Source organism: Streptomyces sp. NPDC044704, from assembly GCF_056433525.1.
This window is the reverse complement of record NZ_JBWKGY010000001.1, coordinates 641923-666490: the sequence shown is the minus strand read 5'-3', so window position 1 is coordinate 666490 and position 24568 is coordinate 641923. Positions and strand designations below refer to the sequence as shown.

The 24568-nt window shown below is 74.4% G+C and carries 17 protein-coding genes; 16 read left to right on the top strand and 1 reads right to left on the bottom strand.

Annotation, left to right across the window (positions count from 1 at the left end; translation table 11 throughout):
- Nucleotides 1-84 precede the first annotated feature (84 nt).
- From sigK to rox, 16 genes are all read left to right on the top strand, one after another.
- Entirely contained in the window at nt 85-696 is a 612-nt protein-coding gene (sigK, locus tag AC07B0_RS03080) for an ECF RNA polymerase sigma factor SigK (RefSeq protein ID WP_356871525.1), read from the top strand.
- Nucleotides 693-1511 carry an anti-sigma factor gene (locus AC07B0_RS03075; protein WP_356871523.1) on the top strand — a complete coding sequence of 273 codons (819 nt, stop codon included), beginning with the start codon at nt 693-695 and terminating at the stop codon, nt 1509-1511. Before sigK ends, AC07B0_RS03075 begins: the two co-directional genes overlap by 4 nt.
- Nucleotides 1512-1581: 70 nt before the next feature.
- Complete coding sequence (locus tag AC07B0_RS03070) at nt 1582-2799, top strand: hypothetical protein (protein ID WP_478896415.1); 1218 nt, start codon at nt 1582-1584, stop codon at nt 2797-2799.
- Between the two features lie 522 nt (nt 2800-3321).
- Nucleotides 3322-5394 (top strand): AfsR/SARP family transcriptional regulator, encoded by a 2073-nt coding sequence (locus tag AC07B0_RS03065; RefSeq protein ID WP_478896413.1) that lies wholly within the window; start codon nt 3322-3324, stop codon nt 5392-5394.
- A 276-nt stretch (nt 5395-5670) separates the two neighbouring features.
- On the top strand, nt 5671-8835 hold the full coding sequence (locus AC07B0_RS03060) for an AfsR/SARP family transcriptional regulator (RefSeq protein WP_478896411.1): 3165 nt from the start codon (nt 5671-5673) through the stop codon (nt 8833-8835).
- 239 nt (nt 8836-9074) lie between these two features.
- Nucleotides 9075-10346, top strand: coding sequence for a cytochrome P450 (locus AC07B0_RS03055; protein WP_469382034.1), 1272 nt, complete (start codon nt 9075-9077; stop codon nt 10344-10346).
- A 3-nt stretch (nt 10347-10349) separates the two neighbouring features.
- Nucleotides 10350-11483: an acyl-CoA dehydrogenase family protein gene (locus AC07B0_RS03050; RefSeq protein WP_469382033.1), complete on the top strand. Its 1134-nt coding sequence runs from the start codon at nt 10350-10352 to the stop codon at nt 11481-11483.
- Nucleotides 11473-12699: a GNAT family N-acetyltransferase gene (locus AC07B0_RS03045; protein ID WP_469382032.1), complete on the top strand. Its 1227-nt coding sequence runs from the start codon at nt 11473-11475 to the stop codon at nt 12697-12699. The genes AC07B0_RS03050 and AC07B0_RS03045 overlap by 11 nt, the downstream gene beginning before the upstream one ends.
- A 153-nt stretch (nt 12700-12852) precedes the next feature.
- Nucleotides 12853-13305: a type II toxin-antitoxin system RatA family toxin gene (locus AC07B0_RS03040; RefSeq protein ID WP_356871509.1), complete on the top strand. Its 453-nt coding sequence runs from the start codon at nt 12853-12855 to the stop codon at nt 13303-13305.
- Between the two features lie 65 nt (nt 13306-13370).
- Nucleotides 13371-14633, top strand: a complete 1263-nt coding sequence (locus tag AC07B0_RS03035; RefSeq protein WP_467297565.1) for a class-III pyridoxal-phosphate-dependent aminotransferase — start codon at nt 13371-13373, stop codon at nt 14631-14633.
- Nucleotides 14634-14723: 90 nt separating this feature from the next.
- A complete protein-coding gene (locus tag AC07B0_RS03030; RefSeq protein ID WP_356871505.1) occupies nt 14724-14999 on the top strand; it encodes an acyl carrier protein in 276 nt (91 codons plus the stop codon).
- Nucleotides 14996-16261: a beta-ketoacyl-[acyl-carrier-protein] synthase family protein gene (locus AC07B0_RS03025; protein ID WP_469382031.1), complete on the top strand. Its 1266-nt coding sequence runs from the start codon at nt 14996-14998 to the stop codon at nt 16259-16261. Before AC07B0_RS03030 ends, AC07B0_RS03025 begins: the two co-directional genes overlap by 4 nt.
- A 17-nt stretch (nt 16262-16278) precedes the next feature.
- Nucleotides 16279-17346, top strand: a complete 1068-nt coding sequence (locus AC07B0_RS03020; protein ID WP_469382030.1) for an SDR family oxidoreductase — start codon at nt 16279-16281, stop codon at nt 17344-17346.
- 70 nt (nt 17347-17416) lie between these two features.
- Entirely contained in the window at nt 17417-17935 is a 519-nt protein-coding gene (locus AC07B0_RS03015; protein ID WP_356871499.1) for an NADPH-dependent FMN reductase, read from the top strand.
- A 133-nt stretch (nt 17936-18068) separates the two neighbouring features.
- The gene (locus AC07B0_RS03010) at nt 18069-20030 is read left to right on the top strand and encodes an acyl-CoA dehydrogenase family protein (protein ID WP_478896407.1); all 1962 of its coding nucleotides are present in this window, start codon (nt 18069-18071) and stop codon (nt 20028-20030) included.
- Nucleotides 20031-20182: 152 nt separating this feature from the next.
- Nucleotides 20183-21610 carry a rifampin monooxygenase gene (gene rox / locus AC07B0_RS03005; protein ID WP_478896405.1) on the top strand — a complete coding sequence of 476 codons (1428 nt, stop codon included), beginning with the start codon at nt 20183-20185 and terminating at the stop codon, nt 21608-21610.
- A 122-nt stretch (nt 21611-21732) separates the two neighbouring features.
- Here rox and rph read toward each other — a convergent pair whose 3' ends face one another.
- Entirely contained in the window at nt 21733-24336 is a 2604-nt protein-coding gene (gene rph / locus AC07B0_RS03000) for a rifamycin-inactivating phosphotransferase (RefSeq protein ID WP_478896403.1), read from the bottom strand.
- Between the last annotated feature and the right edge of the window lie 232 nt (nt 24337-24568).

The window sequence follows — 24568 nt, the reverse complement described above, 5'->3', positions numbered from 1 at the left end:
CGTGGGACCCGTCCTCCGGATGCGCCCGGTCCCGAGCGGTGATGGGATCGGAACCCCACGCACCCGAGGAGCACGGGACCTTAGATGGCGGACAGCACGGCAGACAGCACGGACAGGGCGGTGAGCGCGGACGGCGCGGGCGCCGACCCCGTGGACGGGCCGGACGCGCTGCTGCTGCGGGTCGCCCAGGGCGACGCGGAGGCCTTCGCCCCCTTCTACGACGCGCTGGTCGCCCCGGTGACGGGGGTGGTGTGCCGGGTCCTGCGGGACGAGGACCAGGCAGCGGAGGTAACCCAGGAGGTGATGGTCGAGGTGTGGCGCACAGCCGCCCGGTTCCGCCCCGAGATCGGGACCGCGAAGGCCTGGGTACTGGTGCTGGCCCACCGGCGGGCCGTGGACCGCGTGCGTTCGGCGGAGGCGCGCGGCGTTCGTGAGGAGAAGGCGGCCCTGCTCGACCTGACGCCGCCCTTCGACGAGGTCGCGGACGAGGTCGAGGGGCGTGACGAGTACGCCCGGGTGCGGCGCTGCCTGGACGGGCTGAGCGGGCCCCAGCGGGAGGCCGTACGGATGGCCTTCTACGAGGGGATGACCTACCGGGAGGTGGCCCGCTCGCTGGAGGCGCCCGAGGGGACGGTCAAATCCCGGCTCCGCGACGGACTGCACCGCTTGCGTGACTGTCTGGAGGCGTCCCGATGAGCATCGCGCCCGACCCCCACGCGTCGCTCGGGGCGTACCTGCTGCACGCGATGCCGCCCGACGAGGAGGCCGCCTTCGCCCGGCACCTGGCCGGCTGTGTGTCCTGCCGCCGCGAGGCCGCCGCGCTCGCGCCCGTCGTCGCGGGCCTGTGCGCCTCCCCTCCGGTGTCGCCGCCGGCGGAGCTGCGGGCCGTGGTGCTGGAGCGGATCGCCGGTACGCCGCAGGAGGGCGCGGACCCGTCCGGCTCCCCCGGTCCCGTCCCGTTCACCGCCCCGTCCCACGCCCCGGGCGCGCCCGGGGGCCGGGCCGCCGCTCCCGGGAGCCGGGCCGGCCGCGTACGGCGCCTGCGGTGGGCCCTGGCCGCCTGCGCCGCCGTCGCGGCGGCCTTCGGCGGCATCGCCCTGTGGCAGCACCAGGAGGCCGAGGAGGCCCGCGCCGGGCTGACCGCGGCGCGTCCCGCGGGCCCCGCCCAGGAGCTGGCGGAGGTACTCGCGGCTCCGGACGCCCGGGTCAGCGCCGCGCGGTTCGAGGACGGAGCCACCGGCTGCGTCATCGTCTCCCGCAGCCAGAGCCGGGCCGCGTTCATCGCGACCGGTCTGCCGAAGCTCCCCGCCGACCAGGTGTACGCGCTCTGGTACGACGACGACGGCACCACCCGTTCGGCCGGCACCCTGGCGGGCGGCGGCAACTGGCACATCCAGCTCCTGGACGGGCCGGTCGAACAGGCGACGGCCGTCGGCGTCACCGTCGAGTCGGCCGCCGGGTCCACCGGCCCCACCACGGCCCCGGTCGGCGTGGTGGACATCCCCGCCTGACCGCCCGCACGGCGGCGGGCCCGCCGATAACGCATGGCAACCGGGCCCCCGGCCAGGCAGGGTGTGGTCGATGAGCCATCACGACGAGACGTCCCCCACCTTGCCTTATGCCCGCCACGACACCCTGGAGGGGCTGCTGCAGCGCGGCCGGGGGCTGGGCGCGGAGCTCGCACGGCACGATCCGGCGGCCGCCGCTCCGTTCGTGTACGACGGGATCCGCCGGGACTGGAAGTGGGACGGCCAGACCGACACCCGCTACCTCTACCAGGCGCGGCTGATCAGGGACCTGGAGCTGTCGCCGACGCCGCTGATCGACCAGTTGGCGGGGGACGAGGAGGCCTGCTTGCGGGCCGCCGACGTACTGGAACCGCTCGGCCTCGCCGGTTCGGAGGAGGCCCGGGAGGCGCTTCGGGCGTACATACGGGAGGGCGAGCACTGGGTCTCCGTACTGGAGTCGGTCGCGGAGGGCTGGCCGACCGAGTGGTGGGAGGACCTCGGCGACGTGGCGCGCGCCCGGATCGGCGCGGAGGAGGACCTTCCGTGGCCCGGCGAGCCGTGGAGCCGGTTCGGGATCGAGGTGCCGGACCGCCGGTTCCCTCCCCGGCCGTCCCTCGGAGAGCTGGATGACGAGGAGTTGCTCGCCCTGCTGGCCGCCGACCGCACGGAGTCCGACACGAGGATCGACGCACTGCGGGCGCTGGCCGGGCGGGAGCCGGCCGAGGCGCTGATCCCGCTCGTGCCCTCGCTGGGAACCCCGGACGGCCGCCGGCCCCTGCCGCTGCTCCGACGGGCGGTCGACCGCCTCGGAGCCCTCGCCGTGCCGGCGGCGCGCGGGTGGGCCGAGGACGGGCGACCGTGGCTGGCCCGGCTGGGGGCGGACGTCCTGGCCGACCACCCCGGGCCCGAAGCGCTGCCGGGGCTCGTGGCCGAACTCGCCGGACAGTGGGAGGCACGCGCCTGGTGCGGCCCCGACACGACGGCCGGGCGACTGGCCCGTTTCGGACCCCGAGCGGCGGCCGCGGCGCCCGTCCTGTGGCGCTTTTGGCGCAGCACCCCGCACTCGTACGAGCGCGCCGACTACCTGGAAGCGCTCGCCGCGATCGACCCGTCCGGCTTGGACGACGCGTACACGGAGTCGCTCTGGGACTGCGAGGAGCGGGCACGGCTGCTGGGCATCGCCTCGGCACCGGACCGGCCCCAGGCCCTGCGGCGGATCAGGGGGTTGCGCGACGACCCGATGGAGACGCCCGAGGTACGGGCGGCTGCCGGGGCACGGCTGGCCGCGTAGGCCGTCTCTTCCGGATCGTGCCGGCCCTCGCGCGGGCGGAGGGCGGGCCGTCCTGTCACGCACCGGGCTCGACCGGTCACCCGGCTCACACCCCTGACGGTGCGTACTCTCGGTAACCGTGCGGCGGGAGGCAAGAATCCGGCCGACTCCGCATCCCGGCGGCGCGGCGCGGCGGCCACGTCCGCCCGGCACCGCTACCGTCGCGGAACGCCTGCGCGGGCCCGGCGGGAGTGCGGCCGCCCCGCCCGTGCTCCTGCGGGCGGGCGTCCTGCTGCCCGCCCGCGGTCGCGTCCGGGCGACGCGCCGGTGGCCGAACAAGGCCCTCCGTTTCCCGGCCATGAGAGAAACTGCTGTTCAGGTGGGCTTTCGCGCGGCCGGGGTGATGTCCCCGGCCGAAATCGGCGTAGCACACCGGGTGTTCGGCGGGTCGACCTCCCGCGGCACTTGGCACTCCTTCCCGGTGGGGCACAGGAGGAGGACCGGCGGCGCCGGGCCGGACAGTACGGAACATGGGGGCATGACATGACCACCGAGGCGATAACCCTGCGATTCGCCCTGCTGGGCCACCTGCGGGCCTGGCGCGGCCCGCGCGAACTGGAACTGGGGTCGCGCCAGCAACGGACGCTGCTGGCCCTGTTGTTGCTGCGGGAGGGCCGGCCCGTGCCGGTCGACGCGCTGGTGGCGGACATCTGGGGTGACCGGGCGCCCGCCCGCGCCGTGGGGTCGCTGCGCACGTACGTCTCGCGGCTGCGCAAGGAGATCGAGGCGCCGGACGGCGAAGGCGACGGGACGCGGGTACTGGTCTCCGAGCACGGGGCCTACGCCCTGCGGGTACCGGCCGAAGCGGTGGACTTCGGGCTGTTCCGGCGGGACGTGGCCGCCGCCGACCTCGCCCGTGCGGCGCGGCGCCCCGAGGAGGCGCGGGCCCTGTTGCGCACCGCGCTCGCCCTGTGGGGGGACGAACCCCTCGCGGGGCTGGGCGGGCCCGGTGTCGAGGCGGAGCGCAACAGGCTGGCCGGACAGCGGCTCGCCGCCCTGGAGACCCGCCTCTCGCTGGACGTGGAACTCGGAGAACACGTCAGCGTGGTGCCGGAGTTGCGCGAGCTGACGGAGCGCCATCCCCTGCGCGAGCGGCTGGGCGCCCTGCTGATGCGGGCGTACGTGCTGAGCGGACAGGGCGCGGAGGCGCTCGCCGTCCACGAGCGGACCCGGCGGCTCCTCGCGGCGGAGTTCGGGATCGACCCGGGGCGCGAGATGGCCACGATGGCCGAGGGCATCACCAGCGGGCCGGGCGGGGCGGACCCGGCGGGCGGGGGCGCCACCGGACGTCACCCCGCGGCGGGGACGGCAGGGGTGACGGCGGCGGACGGGGCGCCGCGGGAGGTGCCCGCCGCCGGGGCCGCCGCCGTACGGTCCGGGCCGGAGCCCGGGGCGGACGCATTCCGGCGGCCTGCCCAAGTTCCGCGCGATCTGGCCGACTTCACCGGCCGGGAAGAGGCGCTGGCGCAGGTGGCCGCCGAGCTGACCGGCTCGGGAGCCCGGACCCCGGACGGCCTGCGGTCCCCGGCAGCGGCCCGTCCGGCTCCGGTCGTCGTCGTGTCCGGCTCGACCGGCACGGGCAAGAGCGCACTGGCCGTGCACGCCGCGCACCGGGTGCGCGCCGAGTTCCCCGACGGGCAGCTGTACGCCGACCTGCGCGCCGCCGACGGCACACCGATCGACCCGGCGGTGGTCCTGGAGTCCTTCCTCCGCGCGCTCGGCGGGCCCGGTGCGCCGGTCCCCGAGCAGCAGGCCGACCGGGCCGCGCTGTACCGCTCGGAGCTCGCCGAGCGCCGCGTCCTGGTGGTCCTCGACAACGTCGCGGAACCGGCTTCCGTCGGGGCCCTGTTGCCGGGCGGCCCGGGCTGCGCCGCACTCATCACCACGACCGCGCGGCTCTCCGGTCTCGCGGGAGCCCACCACACCCACCTGGGCGTGCTCTCCCGCGCCGAGGCCCTGACATGGCTGGAGACGGCGATCGGCGCGCAGCGCGTCGCGGCGGAACCGCAGGCCTGCGCCGAGCTCGCCGATCTGTGCGGCGGGCTGCCCCTGGCCCTGCGGATCGTGGCGATGCGGCTCGCCACGCGTCCGGCCTGGGCGATCGCCTCGGTGGTGGGGGCCCTGCGCGGCCGTCACCGGCTGGCCGCGCTCGCCATCGCGGACCTGTCCGTACGGGAGGCGTTCCAGCGGGAGTACGGGTACCTGCCGGCCTCCCTGCGGGCGGCGTTCGCCCGGGTGGCGCTGCTGCGGGAGCCGGACGGGCGGTTCGGGCCGACCGCGGTGGCCCTGGCCCTGGGGCTGCCGTCGGGCGAGGCGCGCGCCCTGTGCGAGGAACTCGTGGACCGCAGTTGGCTGGAGTCGGAACGGCCCGACCGCTACCACGTGCACGGCCTCCTGCGGGAGTTCGCCGTCTCGGTCCAGCAGGACGAACTGGCGCCCCGGGCGGACCGGGACCGGCCCGCGCCGGTCCTCTTCGCTCCCGGCGGCACGGATCTCCGGCTCGGCGGCGGCCCGCTGCGGCCCGCTCGCGGGGCGCGCGAGGGCCTGGCCTCCTGACGGGTGCGGGGGCGGGGGCCGCGGCGGCACCACGGTGCGCGGCCCGACGCCCCGACGCCCCGGCCCCCGACCCCCGGCACCTGCCCTCGGCGAGACCCCGTCCGGCGCCCCGGTACCGCCCCCACCTCCTCCCCGCGCCCCGCCCGGCCCGTACCCCCTCCCCACTCGCGGCCTTGTTCCGCGCGCGGCGCCCGCGTGGGCGCCTCACCCCTGTCCGGCCGCGTCGCCGGGGCCCACACGCCCCGGCCGCCGTTGCGTCGGCGTTCGTTCCCGCCCGTGAACCCGTTGGAGAACCTCCCCGTGCCACCCGCCCACCGCCCCTCCCCCTCCCCCGCCATCCACGCCCTGGACGCTCCACCGCCCGCCCTGTCCTTCCGGGTGCTCGGCCCGCTGCGCGTGCACACCGGGGCGGGCGGGACCGACGTACGTCCACCCCTGGCCGCAGCCCTGCTCGCCACCCTGTTGCTCCGTCACGGCCGCAGGGGCAGCACGCAGGCCCTCATCGACGCCGTCTGGGGCGACGCGGCACCCGGCGGTGCGTCCGGGGCCCTGCGCGGCCACGTGGCCGCGCTGCGCCGCGTGATCGAACCCGGACGGGCGCCCCGCACCCCGGCCCGGGTGCTGGTGTCCCGGCCGAACGGCTACGCCCTGCACCTGCTGCCGGACGCCCTGGACCTGACCGTCTTCGACCGGCGGGCGGGCAGCGCGGCCCGGGCGGTGCTCGCCGGGCGGACCGGTGACGCGCTCGCGCTGTACGACTCCGCGCTGGACCTCTGGGACGGGGACGAACCCCTGCCGGGGGTGCCCGGTCCGTTCGCCGCCGCCCAGCGTTCCGCGCTGCGCGAGCGGCGGCTAGCGGTGCTGGAGGCGCGGTGGGAGGTGGCGCTGCTGCTCGGCGGCCACGCGCGGGCAGTGGAGGAGCTGCGCGGGCCGGCCCGGTCCCATCCGGGGCGCGTGCGGCTCCAGGAACTCCTGATGACGGCGCTGTACGAGACGGGCCGTCAGACCGAGGCCCTGGACGTGTACGCCCGGGCCCGGGAAGCCCTGCGCGGCGCGGACGGGCCGGGGTCCGGTACGGGCCTCGACCGGATCCGGCTGCGCATCCTTGCCGGTCCCGGCGCTCCCGAGGCGGACGGGCCCGCGGCGGCGAACGGCCCCGGGAGCCCGCAGTCCCCTCCCCCGGGCGGCGCCCCGGCACGGACTTCGGGGCCGCTCCGTTCCGCGGCACCCGGTACGACCGCGCCGGCGGCGGCCGCCCCGCCCGCCCCCGCACCCGCCCCCACGGCCCTGATGTCGCCGATGCTGAGCCTCCCGCCCGACCCGGCGGACCTCGTCGGCCGCGACGCGGAGGTCGTACGTCTGCGGCAGGTCCTGGAGAGCGGCTCGGTGGCGGCCGTCGGCGCGGTCAGCGGGATGGGCGGAGTCGGCAAGACGGCGGTGGCGGTGCGGGTCGCGCACGAGGCGGCCGCGAGCTTCCCCGACGGGGTGTTCTTCGTCGACCTGTGCGGGATGGACGCCCGGCCGGCCGATCCCCACCAGGTCCTGGGTGACCTGCTGCGGGCCCTCGGGGTGACACCGGCGCAGCTTCCGGCCGAGACCGCCGAGCGGGTCGCGCTCCACCGCTCGCTCCTCGCCGGGCGGCGCGTGCTCCTCGTCCTCGACAACGCCCACGACCTGCGCCAGGTACGCGATCTGATGCCGACCTCACCGGGCTGCGGCCTCCTCGTGACCAGCAGGAACTGGCTCACCGGCCTCGGCAGCCTGGCCGGAGCGGCACTGGTGCACCTGGAGGAACTGACGGACGGCGTGGCGCTGGACCTGCTGGTCCGGCTCGTCGGGGAGGAGCGCGTGCGACGGGAGGAAGCGGCGGCCCGGGCGCTGGTGGCCGACTGCGGACGGCTCCCGCTCGCCCTGCGGGTCGTCGCCGCCCGGATGGCCGCCTCACCGGCCCTGTCGGTCGCGGAGACGGCCGAGCGGCTCGCGGACGAGCGGCGGCGGGTGACGGAGCTCAGCGGGGACGGCGGCGCGGTGGACGCCACCTTCCGGCTGGGAACGGCACGCCTGGGTCCGGAACAGCTGCGGGCGTTCCGGCTGCTGGCCCTGCCCGACGTCCCGGAGCTGGGCGGGCTGAGCTCCGCCGCCCTGCTGGACCGGACCCGGGAGGAGGCGGAAGTGCTGTGCGAGGACCTCGTCGACGCCAGCCTGCTCCAGTCGCCGGCGCCGGGCCGCTACCGCTACCACGACCTGCTGCGGCTGTTCGCCCGGACGTCCGGGGCCGAGGAGCTGCCCGCGGCGGAACGCGGGGGCGCGATGCTGCGGCTGCTGAGCACCTACACCGACGTCGCCCGGGACGCCTACTGGGCCTCGACCGTGGGGGACCCCTTCCCCGCCGACGAGATACCGGCCGCGGAGGTGCGGGCTCCGGCGGGACGGCCCGGCTCCGGCGCGCACCCCGCCCGCGCCTTCACCGGCCCGGCGGAGGCCACCACCTGGCTGTTCGACGAACGGCAGCACCTGCTGGCCCTCGTCGAACAGGCCGCCGGTTTCGCCGAGGTCCCGGCGGCCGTCTGCGCGCGCCTGCTGCTGGCCACCGATCCGCTGGGGCGCGACAGCACCGGTACGCGGAACCTGGAGCGTGCCGCCCGGGCCGTCCTGGCGGCGGCGCGCGGGGCGGCCGACGCGGTCGCCGGCGGCATCGCGCACTTCATGCTGGGCGGTTCCTTCGCGATCCGGTTCGACATGGGCCGTGCGCTGCCCCACCTGCGGGAGGCGGCCGACGTCTTCCGCCGCGAGGAGCGGTGGCCGCTGCTCGCGCACGCGCTGAACGCCCTCGGCGGGTGCGCCCTGGCCGGGCGGGACTTCCCCACCGCGGTGCGCCACCTCACGGAGGCGCTGCCGCTCAGCCTGGAGCCGCGCAGCCCCGCCTGCGAGTCCGTCACCCTCGGCTTCCTGTGCCTGGCGCAGCTGGCGACGGGAAACGCGGGGGAAGCCGTACGGTCGGCCCGTACCGCCGTCGAGCTGGCGCGGTCCTGCGGGGACGGGCCCGGTGAGGCGAACGCGCTGCGCGCCCTCGGGCAGGTCCTGCTGTACACGGGGCAGCGGCAGGAGGCCCTGGCCTGCATGCGCACCAGTCTGCGGCTGTGGCGGACGACGGGCTCGGCGTTCCGGGAGGCGCTGGTGCTGGGCGGGATCGCCGAGGCGCTGAACCTGCTGGGCCGCCACGAGGAAGCCGTGGCCCACGCCACGGAGGCCCGGGACGTCGCCACCCTGCACGGGGACACGTACCTGCTCGGGCGGGCGCTCGTGCAACTCGGTGACGCGGTCGGCGCCCTGGGCCGGCCGGGCCAGGCGGGGTACTACCACCGCCAGGCGTTGCAGCTCTTCCGTGAACTGCGCATGCCGGACGCGGCGGATGTCGAGGCCAGGCTCGGCGGCGGATGACGCGGCGGCCCGGTCCTTCCCCTCGGGGACGGCCCGGGCCTTCCCCGCCACGGGGGGTGCGCGGTCCGGTTGACGTTCCGTTGATGCGCTGTTGAGGCCGCGCGAGCAGGGCGGTGACAGGCTCTTGTCACCGCCCCCCGCACGGATGTCCTCTCCCCCTCCGGACGTCCCTGCCGGGGGGCGGCCCGGGCACTCCGCGGCATCCCGGGGCCGCACGCCGATCTGCTGAGGACCCCCCTTTGGACCCCCAGGCCCTGCTCTTCTCCCTTTTCACACCGGAAGGCCGGGAAAACCCGTTCCTCGCGCTGGAAACGCTCCGCGAGAACTTTCCGGTCTACTACGACAAGGACCTCGACACCTACTTCCTGACGACGTACGCGGACTGCCAGGCGGTCCTGACCGATTCCTCGTTCCGTACGCCCGACCTGAGCTGGTGCGAGGACAACCTGCCGGACTGGCGCGAGCACCCCGCCGCCGACTTCTTCTACGCCTCGATGCTCCGTGCGAACCAGCCCGACCACACCCGGCTGCGCCGGCTGATCGGTGCGGGGTTCACCCCGCGGCGCGTCGCCGCCCTCAGCGGCGCCGTCGAGGAGCTCACCGACTCCCTGCTCGACGCCTTCGCCGAGGCCACGGCGGACGGCGGTGCGGCCAACTTCCAGGAACTGGTGGGCTATCCGCTGCCCGTGGCGGTCGTCGGCGAGCTGATCGGCGTCCCGGCCGAGGACCGGCTCCGCTTCCAGCGCCTGGGCGGTGACGCCAGCCGGCTGCTGGAGCCGGTCCGCACCGAGGAGGACTGGGCCCGCGCCGATGCGGCGGTGACCGAACTGCGCGTGTACTTCGAGGACTTGCTGCAGCGCCGGGCGGCCGAGCCCCGCGAGGACCTCGCCACCGTGCTGCTGGAGACCGGAGAGGGACAGGAGCGGCTCACCAGGAAGGAGGTGGTCGACACCCTGATCCTCACCTTCGTCGCCGGGTTCGAGACGACCGCCGCCATGCTGGGCATCGTCACCCACGCCCTGCTGACCCATCCCGGTCAGCGGGCCGCCCTGGACGCCGATCCGGAACTCGCGGCCCAGGCCGTGGACGAGGCGCTGCGCTGGGACACGCCCGTCCAGATGACCGAGCGGATCGCCTCCGTGGCGACCGAGATCCGCGGGGTCACCGTGCCCGCAGGGGCCAACGTCACCACGGTGCTCGCCGCCGCCAACCGGGATCCGGCCCAGTTCCCCGACCCGCACCGGTTCGACGTACGGCGGTCCGGGAGCAGGGTCATGAGCTTCAGCGCCGGCCCGCACTACTGCCTCGGTGCGGCCCTGGCCCGGCTGGAGGGTTCCATCGCCGTCCGCCGGCTCTTCGCCCGGTTCCCCGGCCTCGCCCTGGCGGGGACGCCGGTACGGCGCGAGTCCTTCAGCCTCCGCATGTACGAGGACCTGCCCCTGACCACCACCGACGCAGCCGGAACGACCCGTACGCGGGCCACGGCCGGCGCCACGACGACGAAGGACTGACCCATGGCCTTTCTGGACACCGAACGGGCGGTGCTCGAAGCGCTGCTCCCCGGCCTCGACGCCGAGCTGGCCCGTCATCCGCTGGCCGAGCTGGAGCGGCCGGGCAGCCCGGCCATCGCCGCGTTCCGCGAGGCGGGCGGCGCGGCCCTGCTGGTACCCCGGCAGAACACCGGGATCGGCGCGGACCCCCTCCAGGCCGTGCGCCTGCAGCGCGCGGTCGGCGCCCGCTGCCCGTCGCTCGCCGTCGCCACGACGATGCACCACTTCTCCGTGGCGAGCCTGGTGGAGGCCGCGAAGAACGGCGCCGGTTTCGAATGGATGCTCCTGGAGGCCATCGTCGGCAAGCGCATGCTGCTGGCGTCCGGTTTCTCGGAGGGCGTGACGGGCCAGTCCATCCTGCGGCCCGGCATCCGGGCCGAGCGCCGTGGCGGCGAGGTGGTGCTGAACGGCAGCAAGAAGCCCTGCAGCCTGGCCCGTTCGATGGACCTGCTGACGGCTTCGGTGGTGATGGCGGACGAGGACGGCACCGAACGGCTCGCGGTCGCCATCGTCCCCGCCGACACGCCGGGCGTCTCGGTCCGTCCCTTCTGGCAGAGCACGGTGCTGGCCGGCGCGGAGAGCGACGAGGTCGTCCTGGAGGACGTCGCCCTCGACCCGCAGATGGTCGTACTGACCGAGGTCACCGCCGATTCCGTGCTGGATTCCCTGAACGTGGCGGGCTTCCTCTGGTTCGAACTGCTGATGACCGCCGGCTACCTGGGCACGGCGAGCGCCCTGGTGGAGCGCGTCACCCTGCACGGGCGCGCCCCCGCCGCGGTGCGGGCGGCGCTGGTGACCGAGGTCGACGCGGCGATGCTCGCCGTCGAGGCCGTCGCCCGGACCATGGGGGAATCCCCGGAGTGGGGCGAACCCCTGCTGGTCGCCGCGCTCACCGCGCGGTACGCGGCCCAGGACGCCATCGCCCGGACCACGGCGGCGGCCCTGGAGGCGCTGGGCGGCATGTCGTTCATCGGCTCCGACGAGGGCACCTACCTGGCCTCGGCGGCCGCGGGCCTGAACTTCCACCCGCCGGCCCGGGCCCGGATGGCCGAGCCGCTGTGCGCGGCGCTCGACGGCGGGCCGCTCCGTGTCGGCTGACGGCGGGGCCGCCCCGGCCGGCCGGGGCGGGGCGGTCGGGGCGGCCGTACCGCCCGGGCGGGAAGCGGCCTACACGGTGGAGCGGCTGGACCGCGCCGAGGACGTGCCCCGGCAGGTGTGGGACGAACTGGCCCCGGCCGACGACCCGATGTGGGGCCGGGACGTGTTCGCCGCCATGCAGCGCGCCGAGATCGGCCCGGACGCGTACGCCTACCTGCTCGTGCGCCGGGACGGCCTGCCGGTCGCGGTCCTGCCGCTCAGCGCCGTACGCGGCCTGCGGCTCGACCGGGTCGTGGGGCCGCGCGAACGCCGCCTGATGGCACCGGTGGCTCGGGTCTTCCCACGGCTCCTGCGGGTGCCGATGCTGTTCTGCGGCAACTTCCTCGGGCAGGGCCACGTGATGGGCCGAAGCCCGCTCCCGGCGCCGGCGGCCCGGCTTCTGGTGCGGGAGGTCATGGACTTCGCCCGCGACCACCGCCTGGGCACCGTCGTCTTCAAGGACTTCGCCCCGCATGACCTCGACGTGCTGCGACCGGCCCTGGAGGCTGCCGGCTTCTTCACCGTCGCCTCCCTGCCGGACACCCAACTGAACCTGGGACACGCGGACTTCGAGAGCTTCCTGGCGTCGCTGCCGGCCAAGCCGCGGCGTAACGCCCGGAACAAGATACGGAAGTTCCGGCAGCAGGAGGACCTGCGGATGGAGGTCCTCGACGGGTTCGGGCACCTCGTCCCCGAGATGATGGGGCTGTACCGGCAGGTCATGGACCGTGCCGACCAGACCCTCGACGTGCTCGACGAGGACTTCGTACGGGCCCTGGCCGACGGCGCCGACACCGGCGACGGCGAGCGGGAGGTCACCGATCAGCGGCTGGTCGCCTGCTTCGAGGGCGACCGCCTCGTGGGCTACCTGCACTGCCTGTTCCGCGGCACCGGCGCGGTCGGTGCCCGGATCGGCCTGGACTACGGGCTGGCCCACCGGGCGCGGCTCTACCACAACCTCCACTACGCGGCGATCGAGCTGGCCATCGGCCGGGGCTGCCGCCACATCCGCTTCGCGCAGACCGCGTACGAGCCCAAGCGCGAGTTCGGCTGCGAGCTGGTCGAGCAGTCGTACGCGCTCACCCACACCGGACGGCTGCCCCGTACGGTCCTGCGCCTCCTGCTGCCGCCGGCCCTGGAGGCCGCCCGCGAGCAGGCCCTGGCGCCCAAGTCCTGACGGGCCACGCGCCCGCCCGGAGCCCGTCCCGGCTCCGGCTCCGGCTCTGCCGGGTTCCCGGGATCTTCCCGAACATCACCGACGAGCCCCGTACGGGCTCCTCGTCCGCATCAGCATTCGCATTCCGCATTCCGCATTCGAAGGAGAACCACCATGCCCCTCGTCCAGGTCGAGATCCCCATCGCCGCCCGCCCCGAGGACAGCTGGCACGCCGTCATCGACGTCGAGAGCTACGCCTCCTGCATGGACAGCGTCCAGTCCGTCACGATCGTCGACCGCTCCGGCGAGGACGAGCGCACGACGGCCTGGTCCGTCCACCTCAAGGGCTCGGTCCTGGAGTGGGTGGAGGCCGAGCGCCTCGACCACGTCGCCCGGCGCTTCGACTTCCACCAGGTCAGCGGCGACCTGGCGCACTTCGTGGGTCACTGGGCCGTGCGGCCCTCCGACGACGGCGGCAGCCACGTCTCCCTGACCGTCGAGTTCGAGATAGGGATCCCGCTGCTCGCCGACATGCTCAACCCCGTCGCCGCCACCGCCCTGCGCGAGAACGCCGAGCAGATGCTGCACGCGCTGGAGCGACGACTCACCGCCGACGCCGCCCGCTGACGCGACCCGACGAGGCGGTCCGCGCCTCCCGCGTCCACCATCCCACCCCCTCCAGGAGGTCCCCCGTGGCCGACACGTCCACGACCGCCCCGCCCACCGCCGGCGAGGTCTTCGACCAACTCCGCCGCCACCAGTCCCCCAAGCTCGCCCTGACCGGGAAGTTCGCCGGCCAGGGGGCCGTGGAGGCCAGTGCGCTGGGCTCCCGCGTCACCCTCTCCGACGGCCGCTCCGCACTCGACTTCGGCTCCTACGCGGTCGCCCTCCTCGGCCACCGTCACCCCGGCGTGGTCGCGGCGGTGGCCAGGCAGCTGGAGGTGATGCCGACGTCGACGCGCAGCCTGGCCAACCCGGTGGCCGCCCGGTCCGCCGCCCTGCTCTCCGACTACCTGGGCGGCCGGCTCCCCAAGGTCTACTTCGGCCTGAACGGGGCCGACGCCGTCGAGGTGTCCGTGAAGCTGGCCCGGCTCGCCACGGGCCGGGACCGGGTGCTGGCGGTGACCGGCGGCTACCACGGCAAGACGCTGGGAGCCCTCGCCCTGACGCACAGCCCGCTGTTCCGGGCCGGCCTGCGGGGCGCCGTCGTCGACGTGGTCCACATCGACCCCGAGGACCCGTACGCCGTCCGCGCGCAGCTGGAGGCCGCCCCGGTCGCCGCCGTGGTCTTCGAACCCGTACAGGGCGAGAACGGCGCCGTGCCGCTGCGCACCGATGTCCTGCGCCAGTGGTGCGAGGACGCGCACGCCCACGGCGCCTTCGCCATCGCGGACGAGATCCAGTGCGGGCTGCGCCGCTGCGGGGAGCCTTCGGTCGCCCTCGCGGACGGCCTGCCCGTGGACGCCGTACTCGTCGGCAAGCCGCTCGGCGGGGGCGTGGTGCCGCTCTCGGCCGTGGTGTGCAGCGAGGAGCTGTACGCCCCGCTGGCGCAGGACCCGTTCCTGCACTCGGCGACCTTCGGCGGCCACCCGCTGAGCTGCGCCGCGCTCCCCGCGGCCCTGGAAGCCGTCGAGGAACTCGCGGAGCACGGAGCGAAGCTGTCGGCCCTGCTCGCCGACGGCCTGCGCGCCCTCGAAGAACGCCACCCCCGGGTGATGGCCGGCCATCACGGCCGGGGCCTGCTGTGGGGCATCGAGTTCACCACCCCGGCGGCGGCCGGCGAGGCCGTGGTCTCCCTGGCCAACAACGGCCTGCTCGTCTCGCCCTGCCTGGGACGCCCGACCACCGTCCGGCTGCTGCCCCCGCTGGTCACCACCGAGGCGGAGCTCGACGAGGCACTGTCCATCCTCGATGCGGCGCTGGGCGCGGCGGCCCCGGCCGGCCTCCCCGGCTGACACCCGCCGCCGACCGGCCCCAGCCCCGCTCGCGACCACCACCCCACCCGTCACCAGCACACCAGCCCACCAGCACACCGGAGGAACCAGGTGAACCCCACCGAACCCACCACCCTGTCTCCCGCCGACCTCTTCGACGTCGTCCGCGAGACCATCGCCGATGTCCTCGGGACCACCCCCGACGTCATCGAGGAGAGCACGGACCTGCGGGCCGAATACGGCATCGACAGCCTGGAGATGATGTCGATCGGCGCCCAGCTCGAACGCGCCCTCAACGTACGCATCGCGGCCGAGGACCTGATGCGGGCCGAAACCGTCGGCCATGCCGTCGCCCTCCTCACGGAGCGCCAGGCGGCCCGTTCATGACCCGGCAGCACACCGCGCCCGCCGCGGTCCGCCCCGCCGAACGCCCGCGCGTGGTCGTCACCGGGATCGGCGTGAAGTCCCCGGCCGGCCTCACCCTCGACGAGGTCATGGAGACCGTCCTCGCGGCGCGCCCCGCCGCCGCGGTGCACACGGACCTGATCGACGCGGGCTCCCCCGTCCACATCGCCTGCCGGGTGCCGGAGTTCGACGTCGACTCCTACATCACCCGCCGCGAGCGCCGTCAGATCGACCGGCCGACCGAACTGGCCCTGTGCGCGGCGGCCGACGCGGTACGGCAGGCCGGCCTGCCCGAGCTCCCGCCCTCCCGCGTGGGCGTCCACCTCGGTACCGGCATCGGCGGTCTCCCCACCATGGAGGGGCTCGTACGGGACAACGACGCGAACCCCACGGCCATGCCGGTGCACTCCGTCCCCCGGACCATGGCCAACTCCGCGGCCGCCCGGGTGGCGATGCGCTTCGGCTTCCAGGGTTCCTGCGTCACCTACGCCACGGCCTGCGCCAGCGGCGCCACGGCCATCGGGGAAGCCGCCCGGCGCATCCAGTACGGCGAGCTCGACGTGGCCGTCGCCGGCGGGTTCGACTCCGCGGTGACCACCTTCATGCTGAGCGGGTTCTCGCGGATGCAGGCGCTGTCCACCCGCAACGGCGATCCCGGGAAGGCGAGCCGCCCCTTCGACGCCGAGCGCGACGGGTTCGTCATGGGCGAGGGCGCGGCCGTACTCGTACTGGAGCGGCGCGAGTCGGCGCTGCTCCGCGGGGCGACCATCCTCGGCGAGATCGCCGGGTACGCCACCAACGCCGACGCCCACCACATCGTGGCCCCCCACGCCGACGGGGCCGTCGCTGCGGCGTGCATGGCGCAGGCCATCGCGGACGCCGGGCTGCTGCCGTCCGACATCGGCCAGATCAGCGCGCACGGGACGTCGACGCAGGCCAACGACCGGGCCGAGGCCGCCGCCATCCACCGGTGCTTCAACGGGCAGGCCCCGCCGGTGACCGCCGTCAAGGGTGTCACCGGGCACCTCATCGGAGGCTCCGGCGCGCTGGAGGCGGCGATCGCCCTGGTCTGTGCCGAGCGGCGGATCGTACCGCCCGTCGCCAACCTCACCACCGCCTCGGAGGCCGACCGGATCGACGTGGTCGCCGGAGCCCCGCGCGGCGTCGACAGTGCGCCGGTGCTCTCCAACTCCTTCGGCTTCGGCGGACAGAACGTCTGCCTGGTCCTGCAACCCGCCACCTGAACCCCAGGAGCCTTGCCATGCGCATCCTCGTCACCGGCGCTTCCGGCGTCGTAGGCACCGAAGTGGCCGAGCGGCTCGCCGCCGAAGCCACCGGGGCGTCGTCCGGGGCCGACGGCCCTGCCGCTCCCGCCCTCGTCCGTACCGCGCGGCGTGCGGCCGGCGGTGACGCCGGGCCCGTGCCCTGGGACATCGGCGCCGAACCCGCCCCGGACCCCCTGACCGGACGTCCCTGGGACGTCATCGTGCACACCGCGGCGTCCACCCGGTGGACCATGACCCGTCAGGAGGCCACGGACGCCAACATACGGACCCTGCGGGCGGTGCTCTCGCTCGCCGGCCCGGACACCCACGTCGTCCACGTCTCCACCGCCTACGTGGGCGGAGTACGCGCCCCCGAGGACCTCAGGGGCGAGGAGTTCGAGGGCTACCGCAACGGCTACGAGTGGTCGAAGGCCGCCTGTGAGGAGATCGTGGCCACCGAACACCGCGGACCGGCGACGATCGTCCGCCCGCCCCTGGTGCTGGGCCGCCGCGGCGACGGCCGCATCGGCCGCTTCTCCGGCCCCTACAGCCTCTTCCCGGCACTGGTCTCCGGCCTGGCGGCGGTGGTCGTCGGGGACCCGGACGGATACGCCGAGATCAGCCCCGTCGACGAGGTCGCCGAGGTGATCGCGGGCGCCGCCCTCGGCACCCCGCCCGGGTCGCCGCGCACCGAGGTGATCTCGGCGGGGCAGGACAGCATGCGCCTGTCCGACCTGGTCCGCATCACCTGTGACACCCTCAACGCGTTCCGGGCCGAGCACGGAGTCGACCCGATCGCGCAGCCGCCGACCGTGTCCACCGACAGCTGGAACCGGTTCTTCCTGCCGCTGGCCGGGCAGTGGCTCTCCCCCGTCCAGCAGGAGGCCGTGAAGCTGCTGGCGATGTTCCAGAGCTACACCAGCATGAGCGAGCCCTTCGAGCCCACGCACAAGGTCACCGACCCGGGTGGGGTGATGGCGGCGTCGGTGCTGCACTGGGCGCGCAGCAAGCCCCGTCAGGCGCTCGGCCGTACGGTGCCGTGGACGCTGATCGACGCCGCGTGAGGACCGGGGCCCGGCCCCGCCGCCACCTCCCGCGCCTGCCGCCACCCGCCCGAGGAAAGGACAACCGACCGTGCACGCCCTCCTGATCAGCGGGAGCCCCCGGGCGGGTTCCGGCACCACCGCGCTGGCCGCGCTGGTGGGCGATGCCCTGCTCGCCCGGGGCGCCACCGTGACGACGATCGAGCTGGGGGATCCCGCGGGCCCCCGTCTTCGGGCCCTGCCGCGGAACCACGACGCCGTCGTCCTGGCCAGTCCCGTGCACCACGCCAGCTACTCGGGCCTGCTCAAGCTCGCGCTGGACGAGGTACCGGGCGACTGGCTGGCCGACACGGCGGTGGGGCTCGTCGCCCACGGCTCCGGCCCGCGCACCGGCGGCGTGGTGTGCGAGCACCTGCGTACGGTGGCCAAGGCGCTCGGGGGCTGGGTGGCTCCCACGCAGATCGCGGCCTGTCCGGCCGACTTCGCCCCCGGCCCGTCCGGCACGGCCCCCCTGCCCGACGGGGCTCTGCTGCGGCGCTGCCACACCCTCGCGGCGGAACTCCACCGCTGCGCGACGATGCTCCGCACCCCGGTCCCGGAGCACGTCTGACCCGCCTGCCGCGGACGCCCCGGTGCGCCGGTCCGGCCCTGACCGGGCCCGGACCGGCGCACCGGGGCGCACCGCGTGCCTCCCTGCCGGGCGGCTCCCGGTTGATCGTCCCGCGGCGGGGTAGCGGAGCGGCATGGCTCCCGAAAACGCTTCCGCCCCCGCGACCGGTCACGTGCGGCCCGAGATCGACGTCGCTTCGCTGACCGAGGTGCTCGACGGCGGGTACGCCGGCATCCGCGACCTCGTCCGGACCAACCTGACGACGTACGCCTCCGTCCTGGAAGAGGCCGAAGAGCTCGACATCGACGCGTTCCGCGAGCGGGTGCGGGAGATCGTCGTCGAGATGGCCGCGACGGGCCAGACCGGCATGGGCTTTCCCGCCGAGTACGGCGGGGGCGGCGACGTCGGGGCCTCGATCGCCGCGTTCGAGACGCTGGCCTACGGCGACCTGTCGGTCCTGGTGAAGGCCGGCGTGCAGTTCGGGCTGTTCGGCGGTGCGATCCTGCACCTGGGCACCGGGCGCCACCACGACGCCTACCTCCCGGACCTGATCACCGGGGAGCTCATGGGCTGCTTCGCGATGACCGAGACCGGGCACGGCTCCAACGTCCAGGCGCTCGGCACCGTAGCGGAGTACGACACGGCGAGCCGGGAGTTCGTCATCACCACCCCCGACGACCGCGCGCGCAAGGACTACATCGGCAATGCGGCCCGGCATGCCGAACTGGCCGTCGTCTTCGCCCAGCTGGAGGTGGACGGCCGGTCGCGGGGCGTGCACGCCTTCGTCGTCCCCCTCCGGGTGGGCGGTGAGACGGCGCCCGGCGTCAGGATCGAGGACGACGGCCGCAAGATGGGGCTCAACGGGGTGGACAACGGGCGCATCTGGTTCGACGGCGTGCGGGTGCCGCGCGAGGCCCTGCTCAACAGGTTCGCCGACGTGACCCCCGAGGGCGTCTACGAGAGTGCGATCGACGACCCCAACCGGCGGTTCTTCACCATGCTCGGCACCCTGGTGCAGGGCCGGGTCAGCGTCGCCGGCGCCGGGATCAACGTCGCCAAGGTCGCCCTGACGATCGCCACCAGGTACGCGGTGCGGCGCCGCCAGTTCGAGGCGGCCCCGGACAGCGGGGAGCAGGTGCTCCTCGACTACGGCCTGCACCAGCGGCGCCTGCTGCCGCTCATCGCCCGGACGTACGCCTTGCACTTCGCGCAGGACGTCGTGCGCACGCAGCTGCACGAGGTCTTCTCCGGCATCGAGGACGACGCGACGGCGCGGCGGCGGCTCGAATCACGGGCCGCGGGCCTCAAGGCGCTCGGCACCTGGCACGCGACCGGGGTCGTCCAGGAGTGCCGGGAGGCGTGCGGCGGCGCCGGCTATCTCGCCGTCAACCGGTTCGCCGCCCTCAAGGCCGACAGCGACGTCTTCACCACCTTCGAGGGTGACAACCACGTCCTGCTGCAGCTCGTGGCCAAGGGGCTGCTCACCGATCACGCCAGCGAGTTCGAGGACCTCGACCAGCTCGGCGTGGTCCGCTACGTCACCGGCCTCGCCGTCGAGACGGTCATCGAGCGGACGTCGGCCCACAAACTGCTCGAACGGGTACGCGACCTGCTGCCCGGCGGCGACGAGTGGGACCGGGAGGCCGGCCTGCTCGATCCGGAGTACCAGCTCGCCATGGTCCGCTTCCGGGAGGAGCACATGCTCGCCGGACTGGCCCGGCGGATCAAGGGCGGGATCGACCGGAAGCGCGAGGCCGGCGCCGTCTTCTCGGAGGTGCAGGACCACGTCATCGCGCTCGCGCGCGCACATGTCGAGCGGCTGGTGACGGAGGCCTTCGTCGACAAGGTGCGCGGGCTGCCCGAAGGGGGCGAGAAGGCGGCGCTCGCCCTCCTCTGCGACCTGTTCGCCCTGTCGGCGATCGAGGAGGACCGGGCCTGGTTCATGGAGCACGGGCGGCTGACCGTCCAGCGTTCCAAGGCGATCAGCCGCCAGGTGAACGACCTCTGCCGCAAGGTCCGTCCCCTCGCGGTCGACCTCGTCGACGCGTGGGGCGTCCCGTCCGCCGTGCTGCGGGCGCCGGATCTCGTGGGGTGAGGCGCGGGCGGCTGGACTTGGGGCGCGAGGCCCAGCCGACGACCTCGGCTTCAAGATCAAGATACCGTGCGCCGGGGGGCTTGCGGCAAGGGCCCCGCCATGCTGCAAGATCAGCGGGAAAAGCCAGGACCTGCGGAAACGGGGAATTCTTGATGACCGATGTGATCATTGCCGGCGGTGGACCGACCGGGTTGATGCTGGCCGCCGAACTGCGGCTGCACGGTGTGCACGTGGTCGTGCTGGAGAAGCTGGCCGAGCCCGCGGGCCAGTCCCGTGCGCGCGGCCTGCACGTGCGCAGCGTCGAGGCGTTGGACCAGCGCGGCCTGCTGGACCGGTTCCTCGCGGCCGGGGAGCAGTTCCAGGCCGGTGGTTTCTTCGCGGCGATCATCAAGCCGTGGCCGGACGGGGTGGACACCGCGCATCCGTACGGCCTCGCCATCCAGCAGACGGTCACGGAGCGGCTGCTGAACGAGCGTGCCGTCGAACTCGGTGCCGAGATCCGGCGCGGCTGTGAAGTGGCCGGGCTGAGCCAGGACGGGGACGGGGTCACCGTCGAGCTGACGGACGGTACGCGGCTGCGTTCGCGCTACCTCGTCGGCTGCGACGGCGGCCGCAGCACGGTGCGCAAGCTGCTCGGCGTCGGGTTCCCCGGCGAGCCCGCCAAGGTCGAGACGCTGCTGGGCGACGTCGAGGTGACCGCGGAACCGGCGGAGCTGGCGGCCGTGGTCGCCGAGATCCGCGAGACCCACGTCCGGTTCGGCGCCGTTCCCATGGGGGACGGGGTGTTCCGCATCATCGTGCCCGCCGAGGGGCTGGCCGAGGACCGTACGGCCGCGCCGACGTTCGAAGAGTTCAAGGAGCGGCTGCGGGCATTCGCCGGGACCAACTTCGGCGCGCATTCGCCGCGCTGGATCTCCCGGGTCGGCGACGCCAGCCGGCAGGCCGAGCGCTACCGGGTCGGACGCGTGCTGCTGGCCGGCGACGCGGCGCACATCCATCCGCCGACCGCCGGGCAGGGGCTCAACCTCGGCATCCAGGACGCGTTCAACCTCGGCTGGAAACTGGCGGCGGAGGTGGCCGGCTGGGCGCCGGAGGGACTGCTGGACAGCTATCACGCCGAACGGCACCCGGAGGGCGCCCGTGTGCTGACCAGCACCCTGGCGCAGGGCGTGCTGCTGGAGTCCGGTGCGGGTGCGAAGGCACTGCGGGAACTGTTCTCGAAGCTGTTGGACTTCGAGGAGGTGAACCGGTACGTGACCGAGATGATCACGGCGGTCGGGGTCCGCTACGACCTGGGCGAGGGTGACGAACTGCTCGGCCGGCGGATGCGGGACCTGCGGCTGAAGCAGGGCCGTCTCTACGAGTTGACGCGCGGCGGGCGCGGCCTGCTCCTGGACCAGACCGGCCGGCTCTCGGTGGAGGGCTGGGCGGACCGGGTCGACCACGTGGTCGACGTCAGCGAGGAACTGGACGTCCCCGCAGTGCTGTTGCGGCCGGACGGCCACGTGGCGTGGGCCGGCGAGGACCAGCGGGAGCTGCTCGGCCACCTGGCCAAGTGGTTCGGCACGGCCGCCGGCTGAGCACCCGGGCCCTCGGCCTGCGGCCCCTGATCCGCGCGGGCGCTCCCCCGGCGGATCCCCGCCGTCGTCCGGGCGGTCAAGCCGGCGCGGTGGAGGGGGCCGGCCACGCGGCCGGGTGAGGGTCACGGCAGGATCTCGACGTACCCGTCGGTGCCGTGTACGCGGATCCGCTGCCCGTCCCGGATCAGCCGGGTCGCCCCCTCCACGCCCACGACGGCCGGCAAACCGTACTCCCGGGCGATCACCGCACCATGGGTCATCAGGCCGCCCACCTCCGTCACCAGGCCCGCGATTCCGACGAACAGCGGCGACCAGCTGGGGTCGGTGAAGGTCGTGACCAGGATGTCGCCCGCTTCGAGATCGGCCTCCGCCATGTCGAGGATGACGCGGGCCCTCCCCTCGACGGTCCCGGCGGACACCGGTACGCCGATCAGCGCGCCGGCCGGCACGTCGTCGCGCCGGTACGCCCCGGTGACCGCCTCACCGTCCGAGGTGAGGACCCGGGGCGGGGTGAGCGCGTGGTACGCGCGGAACGCCTCCTCGCGCCGGCGGACGAGCTGCTCGTCCAGCCTGTTGGAGCGCACGACGTCGTGGAGTTCCTGGAACGTGAGGTAGAAGATGTCCTCGGCCTCGGAAAGCACGCCCGCCTCCACGAGGCGCCCCGCCTCCGCCAACAGGGCCCGCTTGTAGACGAAGTAGCGGCTGACGATGCCGAACTTCGGGTACTCCCTGTACCCGATGAAGGTTCTGACCCGGTCGATCATCCGCTTGGCCTCTTCGGCCTTGCGCTCCCCCTCCGGCAGGGCCCGCAGGCGGGACAGTACGTCCCCTTCCTTCTCCAGTGCCCGCTGCCGCCCTTGTTCGAAGCGGCGCCCGGCGGCGCCCGGCTCGATGTTCCTGACGTTGTCGAGGATCACGGGCACGAGCGTGCTGGGGCGCTCGCGCCATCGCGGCCTCGTGATGTCGATCTCGCCGACGCAGCGCATGCCGTACCGGTCGAGGTAGGTCCCGATGGCGTCGCGCGCTTCGGCTCCGCCCGCGAGCTTCGCCAGCTCGTCGAGGAAGTCCTCGCCGCCGACTCCTTGCAGGAACGCGACCACCTCCGGATGCGGGCGGATCACGTCCGCGACGTCGAGCAGCGCCAGCCCCATCTCCGACGTCACGTTGCCGGGGGCGGACAGCGTGAGCGTGTCCGCCGCGTTCTTCTCGCCCAGCCACTCGTACAGCTTGTCGTTGAGCCACCACGTGGCCTCCATCCCCGCCATGATCGCCTGGAGGTTCAGCGGATCACCGAGGACTCGCTTGTGCTCCTCGAAGGCCTCCAGCAGGAACTCGAACAGCTCCGGTCCGGTCTTCGTACGGATGTCGCGCTCCAGGGCGGCGACGGACGCCCGGCTGCGCTCGATCAGCTCGTTGACGATGCCCGGATCGGCGTCGACCGGGTCGGACTCCCCGCCGCCGGCCGGCGGCCCGCCGGGGCCCGCGTCCGGGAGCGACGGGATGAAGTCGCCGCGGTCGAGGACGGTCTCCAGAGCGTCCCTGATCAGCGGATCGCCCTTCCCCAAGGCATCCAGGAGGCCGGCGCGGCTCGCGGGCGAGGCCAGGCGCCGGGTGACGTCGACGAACAGCCTCCCGCCGGCCTCGTGCATCGGCACCATGGCCGTGAGCTGCCACATGGAGTACCCGAGGGGCTTCATGGGGTCGGTCATCATCTGCCCGTGGCCGACGGAGACGTAGACGTGGTTCTCCTCGTCGCCGGTCTCCGGGACGGGGAACAGTGTCGTGATCGGCCGGCTCTGCACGATGTGGAACCCGTCGTCGACCAGGCACCATTCGACGTCCTGCGGGCGGCCGAAGTGCGCTTCGATCCGCCGCCCGAGCTGCACGAGCCGTACGGCCTGCGCATCCGTCAGCGCCGGCTGCTCCTGCCGCCGCGCGTCGACCGCGACCTCCCGCGTACCGCCGGCCGGCAGGGCGTGCAGGGCACGCTGTTTGGCGGCGATCGTCTTCTCGACGACTTCACCGTGCCGGACTTTGAAGACGTCCGGGTTCACCAGGCCGGAGACCAGGGCCTCGCCGAGACCGAAGCCGGCGTCCACGGTGGCGACCTTCCGGTTGCCCGTGACGGGGTCGGCCGTGAACAGGACGCCTGCCGCCTCCGGGAAGACCATCCGCTGGACGACCACGGCCATGTGGACCGTACGGTGGTCGATGCCGTTCCGCTGGCGGTAGGCCACGGCCCGCTCGGTGAAGAGCGAGGCCCAGCACCGGCTGACGTGCCGGAGGACCGCCGCCGGCCCCACCACGTTCAGGTAGGTGTCCTGCTGGCCGGCGAAGGAGGCCGTCGGCAGGTCCTCCGCCGTCGCGCTGGACCGGACGGCGCAGGGGGTCCGCTCGCCGAGCCGGGAGAGCGCGCCGGTGATCGCCTCCGCGAGATCGCCGGGGATCGCGGTGCCTTCGATGGTCCGGCGGATCTCCGCGCTGAGCGTGCGGAACGCCTCCCGGTCGTCCGGGTTCAGGCGCGACAGCTGGTCGAGCCGGTCGTCGATCGACGGCGCTTGCGCCATGATCCGCCGGAAGGCGTCCGTCGTCACGCAGAAGCCGTCCGGTACCCGGATGCCTTCGATCCGCGACAGCACGCCCAGGTGCGCGCCCTTGCCGCCGACGGCGTCGATCCGCGTCCCGTCGGCCTCTCGGAGGTCCAGTACGTACTGCTGCTCGGTCATCGTGATACCTCCGAGGCGGCCCCCGTCCGTCGACAACTCACGCACGTCGTGCCCCTCATTTCCGCAGGTGGTGGCTTCGGCGGATGATTTTGCGGCACCACCCGGGTCTTGCCGCAAGCCCCCCGGTGCGCTATATCTTGAGAGTGGCAAGGAGAGAGCTCTCCTTGCCTTTGCTTTTGCCGTCCGCGAGGCCGTCGTGTGGTCCGCCTGTTGCTGGGATTCCCCCAGGGGC